The organism is Pseudomonas sp. LBUM1649 (assembly GCF_059716155.1).
On the sequence record NZ_CP166807.1, the window covers coordinates 630,258 to 651,047 of the forward strand.

At 59.7% G+C, this 20,790-nt stretch carries 14 protein-coding genes and 1 pseudogene; 3 read left to right on the forward strand and 12 right to left on the reverse strand.

Annotated features, from left to right (window positions below):
* The first annotated feature begins 9 nt into the window (after positions 1-9).
* Positions 10-315: a chaperone modulator CbpM gene (locus tag ACA058_RS02785; RefSeq protein ID WP_497637746.1), complete on the forward strand. Its 306-nt coding sequence runs from the start codon at positions 10-12 to the stop codon at positions 313-315.
* On the opposite strand, the gene ACA058_RS02790 is transcribed toward ACA058_RS02785, so the two are convergent.
* On the reverse strand, positions 308-1,441 hold the full coding sequence (locus ACA058_RS02790) for a sensor histidine kinase (RefSeq protein ID WP_497637747.1): 1,134 nt from the start codon (positions 1,439-1,441) through the stop codon (positions 308-310). The genes ACA058_RS02785 and ACA058_RS02790 overlap by 8 nt on opposite strands.
* A gap of 241 nt (positions 1,442-1,682) precedes the next feature.
* Here ACA058_RS02790 and ACA058_RS02795 point away from each other — a divergent pair.
* Positions 1,683-6,966 (forward strand): annotated as a pseudogene (locus ACA058_RS02795) (dermonecrotic toxin domain-containing protein).
* 58 nt (positions 6,967-7,024) lie between these two features.
* Here ACA058_RS02795 and ureC read toward each other — a convergent pair.
* The 11 genes from ureC to urtA form a co-directional block, all read right to left on the reverse strand.
* Positions 7,025-8,725, reverse strand: a complete 1,701-nt coding sequence (ureC, locus tag ACA058_RS02800; RefSeq protein ID WP_497637748.1) for an urease subunit alpha — start codon at positions 8,723-8,725, stop codon at positions 7,025-7,027.
* 139 nt (positions 8,726-8,864) lie between these two features.
* Complete coding sequence (locus ACA058_RS02805; protein WP_497637749.1) at positions 8,865-9,170, reverse strand: urease subunit beta; 306 nt, start codon at positions 9,168-9,170, stop codon at positions 8,865-8,867.
* Positions 9,170-9,703 carry a GNAT family N-acetyltransferase gene (locus ACA058_RS02810; protein WP_497637750.1) on the reverse strand — a complete coding sequence of 178 codons (534 nt, stop codon included), beginning with the start codon at positions 9,701-9,703 and terminating at the stop codon, positions 9,170-9,172. Before ACA058_RS02810 ends, ACA058_RS02805 begins: the two co-directional genes overlap by 1 nt.
* A 6-nt stretch (positions 9,704-9,709) precedes the next feature.
* Positions 9,710-10,243 (reverse strand): GNAT family N-acetyltransferase, encoded by a 534-nt coding sequence (locus ACA058_RS02815; protein WP_497637751.1) that lies wholly within the window; start codon positions 10,241-10,243, stop codon positions 9,710-9,712.
* Positions 10,244-10,252: 9 nt separating this feature from the next.
* Entirely contained in the window at positions 10,253-10,555 is a 303-nt protein-coding gene (gene ureA / locus ACA058_RS02820) for an urease subunit gamma (RefSeq protein ID WP_007907366.1), read from the reverse strand.
* A 49-nt stretch (positions 10,556-10,604) separates the two neighbouring features.
* On the reverse strand, positions 10,605-11,444 hold the full coding sequence (locus ACA058_RS02825) for an urease accessory protein UreD (RefSeq protein WP_497637752.1): 840 nt from the start codon (positions 11,442-11,444) through the stop codon (positions 10,605-10,607).
* A 30-nt stretch (positions 11,445-11,474) separates the two neighbouring features.
* The gene (urtE, locus tag ACA058_RS02830; protein WP_060542795.1) at positions 11,475-12,173 is read right to left on the reverse strand and encodes an urea ABC transporter ATP-binding subunit UrtE; all 699 of its coding nucleotides are present in this window, start codon (positions 12,171-12,173) and stop codon (positions 11,475-11,477) included.
* A gap of 132 nt (positions 12,174-12,305) precedes the next feature.
* The gene (gene urtD, locus ACA058_RS02835; protein ID WP_497637753.1) at positions 12,306-13,178 is read right to left on the reverse strand and encodes an urea ABC transporter ATP-binding protein UrtD; all 873 of its coding nucleotides are present in this window, start codon (positions 13,176-13,178) and stop codon (positions 12,306-12,308) included.
* A complete protein-coding gene (urtC, locus tag ACA058_RS02840; RefSeq protein WP_497637754.1) occupies positions 13,175-14,254 on the reverse strand; it encodes an urea ABC transporter permease subunit UrtC in 1,080 nt (359 codons plus the stop codon). Before urtC ends, urtD begins: the two co-directional genes overlap by 4 nt.
* Positions 14,254-15,756, reverse strand: a complete 1,503-nt coding sequence (gene urtB, locus ACA058_RS02845; RefSeq protein WP_497637755.1) for an urea ABC transporter permease subunit UrtB — start codon at positions 15,754-15,756, stop codon at positions 14,254-14,256. Before urtB ends, urtC begins: the two co-directional genes overlap by 1 nt.
* Positions 15,757-15,831: 75 nt before the next feature.
* A complete protein-coding gene (urtA, locus tag ACA058_RS02850; protein WP_497637756.1) occupies positions 15,832-17,097 on the reverse strand; it encodes an urea ABC transporter substrate-binding protein in 1,266 nt (421 codons plus the stop codon).
* Between the two features lie 284 nt (positions 17,098-17,381).
* Here urtA and ACA058_RS02855 point away from each other — a divergent pair, with 284 nt between their 5' ends.
* Complete coding sequence (locus tag ACA058_RS02855) at positions 17,382-20,684, forward strand: hypothetical protein (RefSeq protein WP_497637757.1); 3,303 nt, start codon at positions 17,382-17,384, stop codon at positions 20,682-20,684.
* The last annotated feature ends 106 nt before the right edge of the window (positions 20,685-20,790 follow it).

Consider the following 20,790-nt stretch of genomic DNA (forward strand, 5'->3'; position numbering starts at 1 on the left):
TAGCCCATCATGAGCAGCCCCCTGATCGTTCAACTGGACCTGGCAGAATTCTGTGAGGCGACCGACCTCTCGGACGTCTACGTGATCGAAATCGTCGAGCACGGCATCCTCGAACCTCAGGGCGGGCAGCCCAAGGATTGGCGCTTCACCGATTACGAACTGGCCCTGGCCAAACGCGCCGCCAAGCTGCGGCGCGACCTGGAACTGGAGTGGGAAGGCGTCGCCCTGGCGCTGGACCTGCTTGAAGAGGTCCAGCAATTGCGGGCCGAGAACCGCATGCTCAAGCAGCGGTTGGGGCGGTTGGTGGTCACGTAGGGGAATTGCGTGGCAACACCACAGTAAACAGGGTGCCATCGGTTTCGTTTGAACTGACTTCGATCGTCCCGGAATGGGCGTTCACCACTTCCTTGACGATAAACAGGCCCAACCCGAGGCTGGTGGACGGCTGGCCCAGTTCTTCATCTGTGCTGCGCACCAGTGGATCGAAGATCGTGCCGATAGCGTTCGCGGAAATCGGCGTTCCGTAGTTATGGACCGTCAGGCGAACCGTGTCGGGCTCGCCAAAGAGCGTGACCGTCACATCACGTTTGTTCAAACCGTGCTGCAACGCATTGCCGATCAGGTTTTGCAGCAATTGACCCAGCCGTCCGGCATCCCAGACGCCACGTGTATCTCCAACTACCTTGATCGTCGGATCGCACTCCGGGTTGCCGGCGCAGGCTTCGGCAATCGCCGCGTGTGCGGCATCGGCAAGGTCCATGGGTTTTGGTTCGATCGGCAGGCTCTTGCCCAGGCGACTGCGCACCAATTCCAGCAAATCGCTGACCATCACCGCCATGTGTCGAGCGCTGCGTGTGATGTTGTTCGCGCAGGCCAGCGCATCGCCTTCCAGGGTTGTTTTACGCATCAGCAATTCAGTCGACATACTCATCGCTTGCAGCGGCGCGCGCAGGTCGTGGCCGAGTATCGCCAGGAAGATATCCCGCGAGCGATCCACCTGTTCGGCATAGGCCGCCGTGGATTCTGCGAGTGCTTCGTCGATGGCTTCATTGAAGCGGATCATGTCCTGGAAGTAGGTCAGGTCCGGCGACTCCAGGCTGTCGACCCAGAGGCGAATCACACAGGCACGCAGATGACGAAATTCGCTTGTCATCTGCACCAGATCGAAACCCACGGTGTGCCGTAGCTCGCCATGGCTGGCGCCGGCTTCGTCCAGGCTCGGGGTTTTCTCGGGGCCTTCACCCTTGGCCTTGGCCAGTTGTTCGCTGGCGGTCTGTGCAGTGCTCATGTCGCGCGCGGCGGCCAACAGAATCGCCTTGGCATGGTCGCGCAAGGCTGCACGGTCCATGTTGACGGCCGCCGGCGTGATGGTTCTGGCGAACTGCTCCCATTCATCAACGATACGGTCCACGTGTTGCCTGATGAATTCGGGTAGGCGCATGGCCAGCTTCCTGGGGGATAAGTCTGGCGCATCTTAGCCCTTTTGCCGCGCGCTAAAAACTACCATTACGCGGCGCAAGCACTTGCGGGGGGAATGGGGGCGGTAATTAATTATTTTTTAGATTCTGAAATTCAATGCGATTTCAGATAAACAATATTTTTTCCCGCTGTTTTTTAATCTTTTGTTTTTTTAAATCCTCCATAAAACTGGCGAGTCAATTTACTGCATAAGGATATGCGAGATGAGCCAGATATCGGGTACCCCCGCAATAGAAGTGTTGTACTCATTTGGGGTGGGGCAGGAAAACGTCTATCGTGATTATCTTCTGAGCAAGTTGCCGACGTCGATAAGAGATGCTCCGCCCTCGCGATTGGTCTCGATGGTCAACGCGCAACCGAATTTTCCTGAGTGGTACATGAATGCGCGGGTCATCGATCGTCAATTTCTCAACGACTTGATTGACGAACGCTGGCGAGTTCAGGGCCCCTTGGAAACAACGCTGGAGAACTTGCAGCAGGACATCAACACCTTCGCAGAACCTTTGCTCGTCAAGGCATTGAAGGAAGAGTTGAAGCTGGAGCTGGATGTCAAGGCGACAGTGATTCGATTGTATATCCCGGCCAATCTGTTCCCCGGCGTCGATAATAATGCCAGCCGGCTTCGGCAATCTTCATTGCTTGAGGCGGCGCTGCACAACTTCGAGGAGCCAGAGACGCTGGTGGGGGCGTTTCGTGATGGTTCCGGCATCTTTACCGTCGACAGCACCAACGAGTTGCAGCGACATGCTCTGACCGTCGAAAAATTTGCAGCCCTGTGCCGCAAGCTCGATCTGGGTGCGCAATACCAGCAGCATATCAAGGCAATGTTGATGCCCGAGCAGGCCGGCCCCAAAGAGACGGTCGCCAAACAAGCCATTGAAATTGAAAAAGCCGCTTTCAAGGAATCGGCTTACATTGCTTATCTGAAAAATGATGTTTCTTCCGGTAGTTACGCAAAGCTGCTGCAGATTCACGAAGGTAATCAGGGAGTGTTGTTGGGTAATCGCCCTTTGCAATGCCATCGGCTTTCGCTGATGGGGTTCAACCTGTCGGGAATCGTAATGTTCAGCGCAGTTGCGGACCCTTCAGAAGTCAAACGACTTTATGACAGCCTGGTTCCGCAGCACCAGCGAACGCTGATGGAGTGGTCGCGACGCCTTGCAATATTGCCCGGGCAGGAATTCGACCAATTCAAGTTGATGAAGGCATTTTTCGCCAATGGCCCCAAGGCCCTGGTCGAAGCCATGTTGCAACGCAATGATGTGTACCAACAGAGCCGTCTTGACGGCACTTTACTGGTTTATGTACCCGATGACCCTGACCACCCCATCAAGGAATATGACTCCCTTGCGGACTTCATGAAGGAGCTGCTGGGCCAGCTGCGCTCGCCGAGTTATCAACAGTTTTTTAGCCGCTTTGTCGCGCAAAAGGACAAGGGCAGGTTTTTTGCCCGGGTGCGCGAGCGTCTCACGACATTCACCTGGACTGCGCGTGGCCCCTTGGACATGGGACCCTGGTGGCGCGAAACCGCCGTCGAGAACCCCAATGCCGAGCCTGTCACCAACATCATCCAGGGAGCTTTGTGGCCGCAACTCGGTCGCTGGCGCAGGGAAAAGGCGATTGCCGACGCGCGGCAGATCGCGGTGCTGACCGACGATGAAGACGCTGCCACCCGCTGGAACAGGCTGACCACGTACCTGAACATCGGCTGGAACGTGTTCAACTTCGGCGCGATGCTGGTCCCTGGGCTGGCCGGGCCGTTGCTGGCTGTCATGGTGGGGCAAATGCTCTTCGAAACCATGGAAGGCATCGAGGAGTGGAGCAAGGGCGACAAGGAAGAAGCGGCGGCTCATCTTGTCGGGGTCATGATCAATGCTGCCCAGTTGGCGCTGATGATGGCAGGGCATATCCTGCCCGGCGGTGCACCCACGGCGGTCAAGCCATCGTCGCTCATCGACAACCTGAAACCGGTTCAGTTGCCCGATGGCAGCGTGCGTCTGTGGAACGGGAACCTGGCTCCCTACGCCCATGACATCGCCTTGGCCACAGAGGCCAAGCCCAACGAGCAGGGCCTGTTCCGGCACAGTGACAAAGACATTCTCAAGCATGACAACCAGCACTTCGAAGTTCGCAACGATCCGCGCACTGGCCAGTCATGCGTGCAGCACCCGAGACGGGCGCAGGCTTATCAACCCAAGCTCGAGCACAATGGTGCAGGCGGCTGGAGGACCGAGCTCGATCGCCCGATCGAGTGGGAAAATGCCACCCTCATGCGGCGAATCGGGCCTGTAGCCGAAGGTTTCTCCGATGTCACTCTTGAGCAGATTCGGGTCGCCAGTGGTGTGGGGGAAGACGAGTTGCGCAGGCTGCATGTCGTCAACCAGCCACCACCCGCAGTGTTGGTCGACACGTTCGATCGCTTCAGGGCCTGGGCCGATGTGCGCAAACTGCCCGAGCAGATCCGGCTCGATGAGGTGCCGCCGGCGTTCACTGAGCAGGTGCCGCATTTATTGCTTGAACTGCCGAGATGGCCTGAACACACCGGTATCGAGCTGTTCGAGGGCGCCGAACACTGGGGGCCCTCCATGAAGTTTGGTGACATCGACGCTTCGCCGGCGAACACCTTGAAGATCACCCGCGCTGAAGTTCGCGCAGGGAAACTGCCTGAGTTCGCGGTGAAATTCTTGGGCGAAACCGACATCCACGCCATGCTTGGGCAAGGCATTTCACGAGAGCGGCCCCTGCGGATCAACGCCTTGAGAAACAAGCTCGCCGAGCAGGCGAACATCCGGTGCGAATCTTTGTTTACAGCGCTCAACCGCGGCGCACCGCAGAAGGGCTCTGCGCAGGTAGTGGTGCTGCAGGACGCTTTCAGCGGACTATCCCCGGCAGCGGCCGAGGAGTTGCTTGCCGACGTCGCACCAGAGGATTTGTCGAAGATCACCGACTCCGCGCACATCCCCCTGGCTCTTCGGGAGCGCGCGCGGGTGGCCCTGCTGACGTCACGAGGCGCACGCGCCTATGAAGGGCTGTTCCTCGATGTGGCCTACAGCGCGGACACCGAGCGTCTGGCGTTGCACTCGTTGCAGGCGTTGCCCAATTGGCCCGAAAATGTGCGGATTGAAATCCGTGCTTCTTCATTCGACGGCCCCTTGAGCGACAGCATCGGCCCGGTAGATGCCGCCATTCGCCGGGTGCTCGTCAGCGAAAACGGACAGTACGAAGCCCGTGACGCCGATGATCTGCACCTGCATGGCCCCGACGATCTCTACGTGTCGGTGTTGCATGCCCTGCCCGATGCCGAACGAGACGCGCTGGGTTATCACATCAACCAGGGCGCGACGCTCAAACAGGCCATTCAAAAAGGGACATTGCCACGAGACAGTTTCAACGCCCTGCTGGCGGATAATCCGCTGCGCAAGCCGAAGTACGACCCGCATACCATGCGCCTGCGAGGCGGCATGCGCGGCGCTTCTCGGGGGCTCGGTCAAGTCAGTGGGCACCTGACAGCCCAAGAGCGTGTCCGTGTCGTACGCCCCGGGTGGTCGGAGGCCGAAGCCCTGGTTTACCTGCGGGCCGGTGGCAGTGACGCGAGTATTGAGCAGAGGGCAGTCGCGCTTGAAGCCGAATTCAATCAGCTCAACGCGAATTTTCAACGCTGGCTGAACTCACCGACCGAATCGTTCCGGTACTCATCCGCCGGCATCGCCGAATGGCAGGCCCGTAACGCGGTGTACAAAGCCGTCAGGGAAGCCTGGCAGCAAACCGGCCTGCGCGATGTAGATTCATATGGCGAGTTGCAAGGTGCGGTGCTCGATCTTCACGATCTCCCAATGGGACGGCATCTGGGGACCATGCCGGCATTGGAGGGCAATTTCGATCACGTCACCCGGCTCAATCTGTCCAACACCGGATTGACCGATGGCCATATAGCCTTCTTCGACCGTTTCCCACGGTTGCGCTCACTGAACATCAACGGCAATTCACTCACGAGAGTTCCAAATGTGATTGGTCGAATGCGCGCCCTGACCGAGTTGAGCCTGCGCGGAAACCGGATTGTGCTGGACCCACAAGGGATTGCTGACCTGGCTGACCTCACCCGGCTTCATACTCTGGATCTTATGGGTAATCCTCTCAGAGAGGTTCCGGACATTGGCAGGATGAGAATGTTGCATACGGTCATGCTGGCCGATACAGGTATTCGAACCTGGCCGCGCGGACTGTTTTCGCAACCGCGGTTCCGGCATTTTTTCCTGGATATTCAGAGCAATCTGATCACGGATATACCGGTGGTGCCCCGTGGTTCAGTGCAGGCGGAACTGCTCGCGCGAACGGTAGTGAGCCGTACTCCGGAATTTCTCTCGGCCGAAAATCTGCAGACGTTGCGCGATTACATCGAGTCCGTCGGCCTGGACCCCGATCGACCCTATCCGCCGCGCGGCGTGCGCGATAGCCTCGACTGGGAAGAAGGCATGTCCCGGCCCGAGTGGGTCGCCCGGCAGGCGGTCTGGAACAGCGTCGAGGACGAGACCGGATCGGTCCCGTTTTTCAACGAGATCCGCAAACTGACCGAATCGTCCCATTACGTCCATGACACGCTCTACCGGGTCGATCTGACTGCCAAGGTGTGGCGAATGCTCGAAGCCATGTCGAAGAACACCGAGTTGCGCCTGAAACTGTTCACCATGGCTACGCCCGGCACCTCGTGCGTTGATGCCGGCGCGCAGCTGTTCAACGCCATGGGCATGGAGGTGCTGATCCATGAGGCTTATGAACTGGGCAATCCAGGCCTGGTGGAGGCCGAGCTGGCCACGCTGGCGCGGGGCAAGGCGCGGCTGGACGAGTTGAGCAGGATCGCCCACAAGACCGTCTCCGAGCGTCTGGAGCAGGGCGAAAGTTTCAGGCGTGTCGATGCCGAGGGTCAGGTTGAAGGCACTGTCGACGAAGTGGGAAGTGCATATGGCATTCATGACAGATCTGGCTGATCGGCTGGACTTGCCCTGGCAGTTTCGCAAGATGCAATTCAGAGGGATCGCCGGGGTTGATAAGGCGATGATCGATGCGGCTTATCGACGAGTGCTGGACCTTGAAGCAGGAGAGTTGCTGGATGACTTGCTCATCGATCAACCGTTCTGGTCATCCTACGTTGAAGGCTCCAATCGCAGCACGTTCAAAGGCTTCAGGCGCCGGCTTGATCTCACCACCGAGTTCTACATGGCACTGGAGCAGCGAGCGAACGACTCTACGCTTTCCCTTGAGCAGAGGGAGCAGCTGAAGATTGAGATCAGGGTGCTCGGCACTGAGCTGAAAAAACCGGAAAGTGCGTTTGCCCCTGGCCGCGTCATGACCCAGGACGAGTACGTTGCCGACGTGAAGGCGATTGAAGATGAGATGAAAGCGAAGTACAAGACCCTCACCCGTCAGGCGATTGAGCGGGCGAAACTGCAACGAGCAGAAGAGCCCTTTACCGTTCAACCGGCCAGCTGATCACTGCTGTTGATCGCAGGAACCTGGTGATCCAGGTTCCTGCACACCCATCGAGCTATCAGAACAGGAAGTAACGCTGCGCCATCGGCAGCACATCCGCCGGCTCACACCACAGCAATACGCCGTCGGCCTTGACTTGATAGGTCTGAGGGTCGACTTCAATGTCTGGCAAATAGTCGTTATGAATCAGGTCGGTTTTCTGCACCTCACGGCAACCTTTGACCACGGCAATTTTTTTCTTCAATCCCAGGGCTTCGGGGAGCCCCGCCTCGTGTGCCGCCTGGCTGATAAAGGTCAGGCTGGTGGCGTGTAGCGAGCCTCCGTAGCTGGCAAACATCGGGCGATAGTGCACCGGTTGCGGGGTCGGGATCGATGCGTTGGCGTCACCCATCAGGCTGGCCGCGATGGCGCCACCTTTGAGAATCAATGTCGGTTTGACCCCGAAAAAGGCCGGGCGCCAGAGCACCAGGTCCGCCCACTTGCCGACTTCAACCGAGCCCACTTCATGGCTGATGCCGTGGGTGATTGCCGGGTTGATGGTGTACTTGGCGATGTAGCGTTTGGCGCGGAAGTTGTCGTTGCCTTCACCGTCCTGGGGTAACGGGCCGCGCTGCTTTTTCATCTTGTCGGCGGTTTGCCAGGTGCGGGTGATCACTTCACCGACGCGGCCCATGGCCTGGCTGTCTGAGCTGATCATCGAGAACGCGCCGAGGTCGTGCAGGATATCTTCGGCCGCAATGGTTTCGCGGCGAATGCGGCTTTCGGCGAAGGCCACGTCTTCGGCAATGCTCGGGTCCAGGTGGTGGCAGACCATCAGCATGTCGAGGTGTTCGTCGATGGTGTTGCGGGTGAATGGTCGGGTCGGGTTGGTCGAACTCGGCAGCACGTTGGCAAAACCGCAGGCCTTGATGATGTCCGGGGCATGGCCGCCACCCGCGCCTTCGGTGTGGTAGGTGTGGATGGTGCGTCCCTTGAACGCGGCGAGGGTGGTTTCGACGAAGCCCGATTCGTTGAGGGTGTCGGTGTGAATGGCCACTTGTACGTCGTACTGATCGGCGACACTCAGGCAATTGTCGATGCTTGCCGGGGTGGTGCCCCAGTCTTCGTGGAGCTTGAGGCCAATGGCGCCCGCCTTGACCTGTTCGATCAGCGGTTCGGGCAGGCTGGCGTTGCCCTTGCCTGTCAGGCCGATGTTCATCGGGAAGGCGTCGGCAGCCTGGAGCATGCGCGCCAGGTGCCACGGCCCGGAGGTGCAGGTGGTAGCATTGGTGCCCGTGGCCGGCCCGGTGCCGCCGCCGATCATGGTGGTGACACCGCTCATCAGCGCTTCTTCGATCTGCTGCGGGCAGATGAAGTGGATGTGGGTGTCGATGCCACCGGCGGTAAGGATCATGCCTTCACCGGCGATCACTTCGGTGCTGGCGCCGATGGCGATGGTGACGTTGGGCTGGATGTCCGGGTTGCCGGCTTTGCCAATGGCAGCGATGCGACCGTCCTTGAGGCCGACGTCCGCCTTGACGATGCCCCAGTGGTCGATGATCAGCGCATTGGTGATCAGGGTGTCGACGACCTCGGCGGCGAGCAGTTGGCTCTGGCCCTGGCCGTCACGGATAACCTTGCCGCCGCCGAATTTCACTTCTTCGCCGTAGGTGGTGAAGTCCTTTTCCACTTCGATCCACAGCTCGGTATCGGCCAGCCGGACCTTGTCACCGACGGTGGGGCCGAACATGTCAGCGTAAGCCTGACGGGAAATCTTCATTCGTTCGCCTTGAGATTCAATTGAATGTGAAATCGTTCGCTGCGCTCACTTTCGCGAGCAGGCTCGCTCCCACAGGGAAATGCGATCAACTGTGGGAGCGAGCCTGCTCGCGAAGGGGCCAGTGCAGACATCATGAAACTTAAAGGTCACCCATGATCCTGCCGGCAAAGCCGAACACCCGGCGATGCCCGGCCAGGTCGATCAATTCAACCTCGCGGCTCTGCCCCGGTTCGAAACGCACGGCGGTGCCGGCGGGGATGTTCAGGCGCATGCCGCGACTGGTGGCGCGGTCGAAGGTCAAGGCGTCGTTGGTTTCGAAAAAGTGGTAGTGCGAGCCGACCTGGATCGGTCGGTCGCCGCTGTTGGCTACTTTCAAACTGACGGTGCGACGACCAACGTTGAGTTCGATGTCGCCGGGCTGGATCTGGTATTCACCGGGAATCATCAATGGGCTCCCTGTAGAATCTTGTAGTAAAGGGCAGTCGGCTTGTAGCGGCCGCTCGGGTCGCAGGCGTAATCGGGGATTTCACCGGCGCGGGTGTAGCCCAACGCCTTGTAGAAGTCTTCAGCCGGGGAGCCAGCCTCGGTATCGAGGTAGAGCATGCCGCGTTTGTGTTGCAGGGCAGCCTGCTCCAGCGCCGTCATCAATTGCTGGCCCAGACCTCGCCGCCGTGCATGCTCGCGCACCAGCAATTTTTGCACCTCGGCGCGGTTCAGGCCATTGGCTTTCTGGCACAGGGTCAGCTGTACGCTGGCCTGCACTTGTTCGTCCTTGACCACCACCCACAACAACACGTTGCCCTTGTTGAGGTTCTCCTGAACTTCATCGAAATACGCGCGGGCCTGCGTGGCATCGAGGTTGGCCATGAAGCCGACGCTGGCACCATAACCGACGGCATCGAGCAGCAGGTCAATCAATCCCTGACGATAGTGCGCAAAGCTTTCAACGTTGACGCGTCGCAGTTGGGCGGGGTTCATCGGGTATCACTCCTTGCTGGCGGTCGGTGGTTGCGCGCCAGGATTGAGGGTCAGTTGCATGAAGGTCAGGTCCAGCCAGCGACCGAACTTGGTGCCCACCTGAGGCATCTGCCCGGTGATCACGAATCCGATGCGCTCATGCAGGCGAATCGAGGCGGCGTTGCCACTTTCGATGGCAGCGACCATCACGTGTTTGCCGCAGTCCCTGGCGCGCTCGACCAGGGCATCCATCAGTTTCGGGCCAAGGCCATTGCCACGCTGGTCGCTGCGCACGTAAACCGAATGCTCGACGGTATGACGGAAGCCGTCGAACGGTCGCCAGTCGCCGAATGAAGCGTAGCCCAGTACGTTGTTGTCAGCGTTGACGATTACCAGGATCGGATAACTCTGCGCCTGTCGCGCGCTGAACCAGGCCTGGCGGTTACCGAGCTCCACCGCCTGTTCATTCCAGATTGCCGTGGTGTTGAGCACGGCGTCGTTGTAGATGTCACGGATTGCGGGCAGGTCGGCATGCACGGCATCGCGAATGGTGTAAGTCATGGCCAAGCCTCAGGCGATCGGTTGGTGGACGGTGACCAGTTTGGTGCCGTCGGGAAAGGTCGCTTCCACCTGGATCTCCGGGATCATTTCCGGAATGCCTTCCATCACTTGTTCGCGGCTGAGCAGGGTGGTGCCAAAGTGCATCAGCTCGGCCACGGTCTGGCCGTCACGGGCGCCTTCGAGCAGCGCGGCGGAAATGTAGGCCATGGCCTCCGGGTAGTTGAGTTTCACGCCGCGGGCCAAGCGCCGCTCGGCGACGAGGCCGGCGGTGAAGATCAGCAGCTTGTCTTTTTCGCGTGGGGTCAGGTCCATCGTAGAAATCCAGTTTCGGCAGTTAAAAAAGTTTTTGCAGGAGCGGTGTTCAGGTGCTCCATATTCTGGGTGGGACGGCTTCGCGGCCAAGCAATGCCGGCCTGAGCAATCGCCATAATTCAATCAGCCAGCCGCGTGCCAACAACGCCTCGCTGGCCAGGCACCGCGCCACAATCAACCCCGGCAACTGAGTCAAATCCCCGCGCACGTCGTTGGGCAGCGAACGGCACTTCTCCAGCAATTGGCTATCAATCTCGCCAGTCACCAGCAACGTGGCAAACACCGGTTGCCCGTCCAACCCAATCGGCGAATCGAGCAAACCATCACCGCCGACAATGCGCTGGCGTTCGTGCCAGAGCAACTGGCCGTCGCGGCGGATATCCAGATGCGCCTGAAAATGCCCGAGATCGAAGCGCTCGCCACTGGCCGGGCGACCCAGCGCCACCACGTCCCAATAGAACAGCCGAGCATCGCCTTGCAGATCAATGGACGTGCTGAGCTCGGCGCGGGCATCGCTGAAGATGATCGTCTCTTGCGGCAGCCACTCCAGTGTCGCGCCGTGGGCCACTTCCAGGTCGAGTTTCTGATAAGCCGGCGCTGCCGCGCGATACCACTTTGCGGCGCCGGGGCTGGTGATTTGCGCCCATGCCGCGCGGCCGACGCTGGCGCTGATGTCCAGCCGGTCACCGCCGGCAATCCCGCCCGGCGGATGCACGATGATGTGCTGGCACACCTCGGGCCCTTCTGCATACAGGTGCTTCTGCACCCGCAGCGGGCCTTTGTGCCGTCGCTGGACCGGGCGCGTGCTGTCGCCGAATCGGGCGTAGCCCAGTTCCAGCTCGGCATGCCAGCTCGGGGTAAACAAGGCAGTAGAAAGAGGTAAATTCATATTTTCTGATTATCGTCAGGACGCCACAGATTAGATCGTAACCAGACCGCGTACACCCTCGGCTTCCATGTTTTCTCCGCGGCCCTGCTGCACGATCTCACCGCGGGACATCACCAGGTACTGATCGGCCAGTTCGGCGGCGAAGTCGTAGAACTGCTCTACCAGCAGAATCGCCATGTCGCCGCGTGCCGCGAGTTTCTTGATCACTGCGCCGATCTCCTTGATCACCGACGGCTGGATGCCTTCGGTGGGTTCATCGAGGATCAGCAACCGTGGGCGGCTGGCCAGGGCTCTCCCGATTGCAAGCTGCTGCTGTTGACCACCGGACAAATCACCGCCGCGCCGTTGCTTCATCTGCAACAGTACCGGAAACAGCTCGTAGATGAATGCCGGGACTTCCCTGGCTTCGGAACCGGGGAAGCGCGACAGGCCCATCAACAGGTTTTCCTCCACAGTCAGGCGGCCAAAGATTTCGCGACCTTGCGGCACGTAGGCGATGCCGGCATGCACTCGCTGGTGCGGCTTGAACGTGGTGATCGGCTTACCCTCCCAATTGACCGCGCCTTCTTTGGCCGGCAGCAGGCCCATCAGGCACTTGAGCAGGGTGGTCTTGCCCACGCCGTTACGGCCGAGCAGGCAGGTGACTTCGCCGACCTTCACGTCAAACGTCAGGCCGCGCAGGATGTGGCTACCGCCGTAGTACTGGTGCAGCTTGTCGACTTGCAGCATTTCAAATTCTCCTCATACCCCTGTGGGAGCGAGCCTGCTCGCGAAGGCGGTGTGTCAGGCGCCAATGATGTTGTTTGGTCAATCGCTTTCGCGAGCAGGCTCGCTCCCACAGTTGGATCAGTGTTCGCAAATCTAGCGACCGAGGTAGACCTCGATCACCCGTTCGTTGTCCTGCACCTGTTCCAGCGACCCTTCGGCCAGCACACTGCCCTGGTGCAACACGGTGACGTGGTCGGCGATCGAACCGACGAAGCCCATGTCGTGTTCCACCACCATCAGCGAATGCTTGCCGGCCAGGGTTTTGAAGAGTTCGGCGGTGAATTCGGTTTCGGCGTCGGTCATGCCGGCCACCGGTTCGTCGAGCAGCAGCAATTGCGGGTCTTGCATTAATAGCATGCCGATTTCCAGGAACTGCTTCTGGCCGTGGGACAGCAAGCCGGCGGGACGATTGACCGAAGCGGTCAGGCGAATGGTGTCGAGCACCTCGGCGATACGGTCTTTCTGCTCGCCGCTCAAGCGCGCCCGCAGACTGGCCCATACCGATTTGTCGGTTTTCTGCGCCAGCTCCAGGTTCTCGAACACACTCAAGGCTTCGAACACGGTCGGTTTCTGGAACTTGCGGCCGATGCCGGCCTGGGCAATCTGCACTTCACTCATTTGCGTCAGGTCCAGGGTTTCGCCGAACCAGGCCTTGCCGTGACTGGGGCGGGTCTTGCCGGTGATCACGTCCATGAGCGTGGTCTTGCCCGCGCCGTTGGGGCCGATGATGCAGCGCAACTCGCCGACCCCGATGTACAGGTTCAAGTCGTTCAATGCCTTGAAGCCATCGAAGCTTACGCTGATGTCTTCCAGGGTCAGGATGGTGCCGTGGCGGGTGTTCAGGCCTTTGCCGGCACGCTGGCCGAGGCCGATTGCATCGCGGCTGCTGCCGGCGTCCCTGTTCGGTTCCAGTGGCGGAAAAAACGCCGGTTCGAGCATGAATTCAGCCGTTGCAGTGACTCTCATTGTTCACCTCTTTTCTTCAGCAAACCGATCACGCCCTTGGGCAGGTACAGGGTTACGATGATGAACAGTGCACCGAGGAAAAACAGCCAGTATTCCGGGAAAGCCACGGTGAACCAGCTCTTCATGCCATTGACCACGCCCGCGCCAAGCAATGGGCCGATCAACGTGCCGCGACCACCGAGGGCCACCCAGACCGCCGCTTCGATCGAGTTGGTCGGCGACATTTCACTCGGGTTGATGATGCCCACCTGCGGCACGTACAACGCACCGGCCAGACCGCACAACACCGCGCTCAACACCCACACGAACAGCTTGAATCCACGCGGGTCGTAGCCGCAGAACATCAAGCGGTTTTCCGCGTCGCGCAGTGCGGTCAGCACTCGGCCAAACTTGCTCTGCGCCAGACGCCAGCCTATGTACAGGCTCGCCACCAGCAGCAGCACCGTGGCGAAAAACAGCACCGCCCGGGTGCCAGGTTCCGTGATGCCAAAGCCGAGTATGGTGCGGAAATTGGTGAAGCCGTTGTTGCCGCCAAAACCGGTTTCGTTGCGAAAAAACAGGAGCATGCCGGCGAAGGTCAGGGCCTGGGTCATGATCGAGAAATACACGCCCTTGATCCGCGAGCGGAAGGCGAAGAAGCCGAACACCAACGCCAGCAATCCCGGCGCTAGCACCACCAGGCACATGGCCCAGAGAAAGCTTTCGGTGCCGGTCCAGTACCAGGGCAATTCGGTCCACGACAGGAACGTCATGAAGGCCGGTAAGCCGTCGCCCGAGGCCTGGCGCATCAGGTACATGCCCATGGCATAACCGCCGAGGGCGAAAAACACACCGTGGCCCAGGGACAGAAGACCGGCGTAACCCCAGACGAGATCCAGCGCCAGGGCAACGATGGCGTAGCAAAGGATCTTGCCCACCAGGGTCAGCGTGTAGGCAGAGACGTGCAGCGCACTGTCGGCGGGCAACAGCGAGAGCAGCGGCAACGCCAAGAGAAGAACGAGGAGCACCGCGCCAATGGCAATGGTGACTTTCGGGCCGGCCTTTTGCGTGGCCGTGAGCATCAGGGGCTGGTTCATCAATCGATCACCCGTCCTTTGAGCGCGAAGAGGCCTTGCGGACGTTTCTGGATGAACAGAATGATCAGCGCGAGGATGAGGATCTTGCCGAGCACGGCACCGATTTGCGGTTCGAGAATCTTGTTGGCTACCCCTAGGCCGAACGCGGCCAACACGCTACCGGCCAGTTGCCCGACACCGCCGAGCACCACCACCAGGAACGAGTCGATGATGTAGCTCTGGCCGAGGTCCGGGCCGACATTGCCGATCTGGCTGAGCGCCACGCCGCCGAGGCCGGCAATGCCCGAGCCGAGGCCGAAGGCGAGCATGTCCACGCGCCCGGTGGGCACGCCGCAGCAAGCGGCCATGTTGCGGTTCTGGGTAACTGCACGCACGTTGAGACCCAGGCGTGTCTTGTTCAGCAGCAGCCATGTGAGCACCACCACAAACAGCGCGAACGCGATGATCACGATGCGGTTGTACGGCAGCACCAGATTCGGCAGCACTTGAATCCCGCCGGACAACCACGCCGGGTTGGCCACCTCGACGTTTTGCGCGCCGAACACCAGGCGCACCAATTGGATCAGCATCAGGCTGATGCCCCAGGTGGCGAGCAGGGTTTCCAGCGGGCGGCCGTAGAGGTGGCGAATCACTGTGCGCTCCAGCGCCATGCCGATCCCGGCCGTGACGAAAAATGCCACGGGCAGTGCGATCAACGGATAGAACTCGATGGCCTGCGGGGCGAAGCGCTGGAACATCAGCTGCACGACGTAGGTCGAGTACGCACCGAGCATCAACATTTCGCCGTGAGCCATGTTGATCACGCCGAGCAGGCCGAAGGTGATCGCCAGACCCAGTGCCGCGAGCAGCAGAATCGAACCGAGTGACATACCGCTGAAGGCTTGACCAAGCATTTCGCCGATCAGCAGTTTGCGTTTGACTTGAGCGAGGCTGGTTTCGGCGGCGGTGCGCACATTCGCGTCGGTTTCAACGCCCGGCTCCAGCAGGCTTTCGAGGCGGGTGCGGGCCAATGGGTCGCCGGTTTCGCCGAGCAGGCGTACGGCGGCGAGTCGCACTGCCGGGTCGGCGTCTACCAGCTGCAGATTGGCCAGGGCCAGGCTGAGGGCGGCGTGAACGCTCTCGTCCTGTTCTGCCGCCAGTTGCTGGTCGAGGAATTTTAGCTGCGCGGGCTTGGCGCTTTTCTGCAATTGCTGCGCGGCGCCCAGTCGGATTTTGGCGTCGGCGGCGAGCAATTGGTGGCTGGCCAGGGCGGTGTCGATCAGACCACGCAGGCGGTTGTTCAGGCGCAAGATTTTCGGTTGGCCGTCGACTGTCAGCTCGCCTTGTTGCAGGGCGATGATCAGCTCGATGCGGGCCGGATCGGGTTGCGCGGCCCATGTTTCCAAAAGCTTTGCTTGCTGCGCGGGATTGGCGGTGACGAAGTCTTCGGCATCCCCGGCAAGGGTGGTCATCGGCAACAGCAGGGCGATGGCAAGGATGAAGCGATAAAGGGCGGTGGGCATATTAAATGTCCTGGTCATGCGCGGACCCTGTAGGAGCCAGCAAGCCGGCTCCTACACAGGAGTTGTGCCAGTGGCTTAGTTGCTCTTCACCGCATACTCCGGCTTCTTGTCGTTGCCCGGGATGAACGGGCTCCACGGCTGGGCACGGATCGGCCCTTCGGTCTGCCACACCACGTTGAACTGACCGTCGGCCTGGATCTCGCCGATCATCACCGGCTTGTGCAGGTGGTGGTTGGTCTTGTCCATGGTCAGGGTGTAGCCGGACGGCGCGGCAAAGGTCTGGCCGGCCAGGGCTTCGCGGACTTTGTCGACATTGGTGGACTTGGCTTTTTCGGCGGCCTGCGCCCACATGTGGATGCCGACGTAGGTGGCTTCCATCGGGTCGTTGGTCACTGCCTTGTCAGCCCCCGGCAGGTTGTGTTTCTTGGCGTAGGTTTTCCAGTCGGCGACGAATTTCTTGTTCGCCGGGTTCTCCACCGACTCGAAGTAGTTCCATGCCGCGAGGTTGCCCACCAGCGGTTTGGTATCGATACCGCGCAGTTCCTCTTCGCCCACCGAGAACGCCACGACCGGCACGTCGGTGGCTTTCAGACCCTGGTTCGCCAGTTCCTTGTAGAACGGCACATTGGAGTCGCCATTGACCGTCGAGATGACCGCAGTCTTGCCTCCGGCCGAGAATTTCTTGATGTTGGCGACGATGGTTTGGTAGTCACTGTGGCCGAATGGCGTATAGACCTCTTCGATGTCCTTGTCGGCCACGCCTTTGGAGTGCAGGAACGAACGCAGGATCTTGTTGGTGGTACGTGGGTAGACATAGTCGGTGCCCAGCAGGAAGTAGCGCTTGGCACTGCCGCCTTCTTCGCTCATCAGGTATTCAACGGCCGGGATCGCTTGCTGGTTCGGCGCGGCACCGGTGTAGAACACGTTAGGCGACATCTCTTCGCCTTCGTACTGCACCGGGTAGAACAGCAGGCCATTAAGTTCTTCGAACACCGGCAACACCGATTTACGCGACACCGAGGTCCAGCATCCGAACACCACGGCGACCTTGTCCTGGGTCAGCAACTGACGACCCTTTTCCGCGAACAGCGGCCAGTTCGACGCAGGGTCGACTACCACCGGTTCCAGCATCTTGCCGTTCACGCCGCCCTTGGCGTTGATCTCGTCGATGGTCATCAGCGCCATGTCCTTGAGCGATGTTTCGGAGATCGCCATGGTGCCGGACAATGAATGCAGGATACCGACCTTGATGGTCTCGGCGGCCTGGACAGTCCAGGTCATGCCCATTGCGGCAATGCTTGCCGTGAGTGTGAAAGCCTTGATCAAACTGCGACGCTTCATTGTGCGATCTCCATGAACGTTGGATTTTTTCTTGGTTGGTAGATGCGGACTACTGAAGGGGCTTTAGCAAGGGCTGTGCCTAAGACCCGAAGCGCTTTACCTGAGGGGGGAAATCGCTCGGCGAGTGCGCCCACTGCACCGTGAGCGAGCACAAAATTGCCGGCGGGGCATGGCGATGCGCCCAACTGGTGCCGAGCGTGCCAAGTAATAACTATGTACCGCCGGGGTAATGTTTTTCGGTGCGAGAGTGGGGCTCTACCAATGATTCAACGGAGTTCTACTTCATGGACGAGCAATCACAACAACCCGCCTCGACAGGTACGGGATCGGCGCTGCATGTATTGGCCAGGGTGTTCCTGTCGGCGGACGATGCGGCCCGTTATGCCCATGAGCGAGTCGGTCGCCGCCGCGACAGCGGCTATTTCGGCTATATCCTTCAGCGAAGCGATCAACGATTTGTGATGACCGAACCGGCGGAGCAGCCGGTCAGCGTCGTCTCCCATCACCCGGTGATCCCCGACAACCACGTCTTGCACAGTCGTTTCTATTCTCACCCTGCGCTTTCGACGCTCGATGCAGGCAAGGTTGCGCAGCTGAAATGGTCTGTCGAAGATGCAGCAACGAACTTGCTGATGTTCAGCGTCGAGGAACTGCGCAATCACCTCGCGAACGTTCTTCCTGCCTATCTTTCGGGGGCCGAGGACAGTTTGATCAGCTTCACACCCGATCGCTCGCGCTGGGCGAACCTGCTGGTCATACTGGGAACCACAGACGAGCCTGGTGATTTTGCTCTGGGTCTTGCCTCGGGGGCCGCCAAACCGGAACAGCTGGTTGTGGAGGTGGCGGCCGCCGGCGATTTGCAGGTCCTCATCAGCAACGGCCGTTGGCGACCACGAGGAAAAATCACCGGGGAACGCGTCCCCGGCCCCTGGGAGCGAACCTTGCCGGAGCGGGTGTCTTTTGGCGCGGTGTTCCAGTCAGCCGATGAGGCGGCCCTTGATCGCTATGCCAAAGACACGGGACACCACGACGAGGAACAGACCTGGTTCGGGTTCATCCTCAAGCAACAAGGCAAGGAGGAGTACGTCGCCACCGAACTGGTCCCGGTCGGTGGTGTGCGGGACAAGCTTTATTCGTTGCACAGTTTGTTCAGCCAATCCAGAAAATTGGACAGTGTCTTTCCCGAGTCATTGTTACCGCACTCCTATTTTTATTCGCGCCAGCGAGTCAAGCATGCGCGAGACGAACCCAGACGCTGGTTGGCACAGCATTTCATCGTGCCGCGAGATCTTTATGTGGTGGTTTACAACTCAAGAAGACGTCCGGTGATAGAGGGGAATGCGCCCATTCCTCTCTATGTGTCGACCCAGGACGGCGCGCTGCTGAAATACGTCGCCCGCAGGGGCACCAAGTTGTTCGACAATGACGTCCCGAACATGGGCCTGGAAGAAATTCAAGGCAACCTGGCCAGTGGCAAGCTCACCTCGACCGGTTTTGTCAGAGTTGTCGCCAACAGCGGTGGCTTGCAGGTGATGCGCACCAGTCTGTGCTGGGACAGGAAAGGGCTGATCGACTCCTACTGGACGCCAAGTCTGTTCCTGGAACGTCGAGCACTGAGTCCGGTTTTCTTTTCGGTCGATGACGCTGCGCTGCATGCCCGATCGCAGGTGCCCCAGGCCAGGGCAGGAGCGTTCGGCGGCCTGATTCTGAAGCGCGCTGACGGTTTTTTTGTAGCGACCGATCCGGTCGAAATTCCCCAGGAAGACTTTGACATCAAGTGGATCTTCCCGGATGAGTCGGTCTCGTTAGGTCTGTTTCCGGCGGGCTGCACGATCGTTGCACGCTACCGCTCACGGGTACCGCGAGCGTTACCTGTCGTAATGTCGGAGGTTGATAGGGCGCTTTATCTCAACATGTTGTCTGTCGATGTGGTTTACACGGCTTTCACCCGTAACGAACAAACGCTCGACGAGTACTTGTTTGCACCCGACGGATCGACCATCCGTTATCGCGTCGGGACGTGGGAGCGAATCCGCGCCGACCTGGGCACTGCATTGAGTGCCTCAGGCAAACCGGCTCGCGACCTGGATGGGGCCTGGATCAAGGAGCAGATCCATCTTGGCCTATTGTCACCGACAGACTGGGTAAAAAAACTGGCCGGGTCCGGTAACCTGCAAGTGGTCGTGGGGAGCCGACTTTGGGGCTATGCGCGTGCGGTAATAGTGTTTGCGCCATTTGCAACGGCGACCCGACCGAGCAGTCGCAGGAATGCTGTGTCGGAACCCGCTTACAGTCCGCTGCATATTCGAGAGCAGGATGCCGCGCGCTTTGCCCATGAGCGGGCGGGCAGTCGTGCAGCGTTGAGTTTTGGATTCTTGCTCAGGAATGCTCGCGACGGTTCTTTCATGGCAACCTTGCCCATTGAGGCGCGCAACTCCGGGTTCGACTATCAACATATCTTCCCCGGTACATTACCTTACCGCTTCGTCACCAACGGGATGTACATGTGTGGTGCGCAAATGCCTCAGAATCTGTCGGACGATGATTATCGGCACTTCTTTTCACCCATCGACGTGAACCTGGCACGTGTTGTTGCCCGCACAGCCCAGGGCTACCGGTCGATTTACTTTTCCTGCGCCGACGGTGCCTTGATACATTTGAACCTGAATCCCTTTGATTCGGCGACGTCATTGGATAAGTTTGGGCAGGTCGTATTAAAGGACAATCCGTTCGCATCATTGGCGCAGGCGCAGGATGACTGGCGCGACATCGAGCAGGGCAAGTTCAGTCTGACCAGTTACATTCGGCGCATGGCGGCGGCCGGGCGACTGGAGGTCTTGGTGACAAGTCCCTACTGGTCTTGCCCGGGGGTGGTGGGCAACGACTGGGTACCACGCATGCCTGCTGTTTCCGACGCTGAACGGTGGGCACGCAATCCCGTCCTGCCTTTGGGGCCCATGTTTCACCATCCCGACGATGCGACTCGTCATGCACAGCTTCGAGCGGCGGGTGTCGGTGGGCAGCCAGCGTCGCTGGCCAGTGCGGTGCTTGGCAAAATCGCGACCCGTTCATACGTCGGCCTGGAGCCGGTTGTGGATTCGCCTTCCTCCCATGATGCGCTCCATCGAATCTTCCGCACCGCGAGCGATCCATCGACCACTTCCAGGAATAAAGCGCCGGTGTTTCCGGACGGTTACGCACTGAAGGCTGGCCACCAGATATCCCTGCCGACCGCCACTCCCGCCGTCCCGGAGCAGGTGGACTATGCCTCCACCGCGTCGGTTTATGCGTACACCCATGCCTTGAAAGCCAAAGGGTTTGATATTGACGCGTTCTACTATTCGACGCGTCATGGTGCGCTGCTCAAATACGTACCCACCCATACCTCGGAAGAAGGAAAGTTTTTACTCACCGGGCAGTTGCTTTCATCCGAAGACTTTGTCCAAAGGTTGGCGAATGTGGGTGTGCTGAGGGTGCTCAAGACGGCAGCTGACTGGAACCAGTCAGGTCGACTTGGACAAGACTGGAAAACCACTCGCCAACAGGTGCCCGACGTATCCGATAAGCCCACACGGGATGAGTTGTAGTTTCTCGGTGAATACCTGTGTGCCCCTTCAACGACCGACGCTGAAGGGGCTTTGCGCTTAGGCTCGTGCCACCCTGCGCAGGGTGGCACGAGCAAGCACGGGTGTT

What these genes read in the sequence shown, in the direction of transcription:
- ACA058_RS02790 (WP_497637747.1), bottom strand. Translation starts at nt 1,441, where the DNA reads ATGCGCCTACCCGAATTCATCAGGCAACACGTGGACCGTATCGTTGAT.
- urtC (WP_497637754.1), bottom strand. Translation starts at nt 14,254, where the DNA reads ATGAACCAGCCCCTGATGCTCACGGCCACGCAAAAGGCCGGCCCGAAA.
- urtD (WP_497637753.1), bottom strand. Translation starts at nt 13,178, where the DNA reads ATGAGAGTCACTGCAACGGCTGAATTCATGCTCGAACCGGCGTTTTTT.
- ureC (WP_497637748.1), bottom strand. Translation starts at nt 8,725, where the DNA reads ATGAAGATTTCCCGTCAGGCTTACGCTGACATGTTCGGCCCCACCGTC.
- ACA058_RS02855 (WP_497637757.1), top strand. Translation starts at nt 17,382, where the DNA reads ATGGACGAGCAATCACAACAACCCGCCTCGACAGGTACGGGATCGGCG.
- ACA058_RS02805 (WP_497637749.1), bottom strand. Translation starts at nt 9,170, where the DNA reads ATGATTCCCGGTGAATACCAGATCCAGCCCGGCGACATCGAACTCAAC.
- ureA (WP_007907366.1), bottom strand. Translation starts at nt 10,555, where the DNA reads ATGGACCTGACCCCACGCGAAAAAGACAAGCTGCTGATCTTCACCGCC.
- urtE (WP_060542795.1), bottom strand. Translation starts at nt 12,173, where the DNA reads ATGCTGCAAGTCGACAAGCTGCACCAGTACTACGGCGGTAGCCACATC.
- ACA058_RS02815 (WP_497637751.1), bottom strand. Translation starts at nt 10,243, where the DNA reads ATGACTTACACCATTCGCGATGCCGTGCATGCCGACCTGCCCGCAATC.
- ACA058_RS02810 (WP_497637750.1), bottom strand. Translation starts at nt 9,703, where the DNA reads ATGAACCCCGCCCAACTGCGACGCGTCAACGTTGAAAGCTTTGCGCAC.
- urtA (WP_497637756.1), bottom strand. Translation starts at nt 17,097, where the DNA reads ATGAAGCGTCGCAGTTTGATCAAGGCTTTCACACTCACGGCAAGCATT.
- ACA058_RS02785 (WP_497637746.1), top strand. Translation starts at nt 10, where the DNA reads ATGAGCAGCCCCCTGATCGTTCAACTGGACCTGGCAGAATTCTGTGAG.
- urtB (WP_497637755.1), bottom strand. Translation starts at nt 15,756, where the DNA reads ATGCCCACCGCCCTTTATCGCTTCATCCTTGCCATCGCCCTGCTGTTG.
- ACA058_RS02825 (WP_497637752.1), bottom strand. Translation starts at nt 11,444, where the DNA reads ATGAATTTACCTCTTTCTACTGCCTTGTTTACCCCGAGCTGGCATGCC.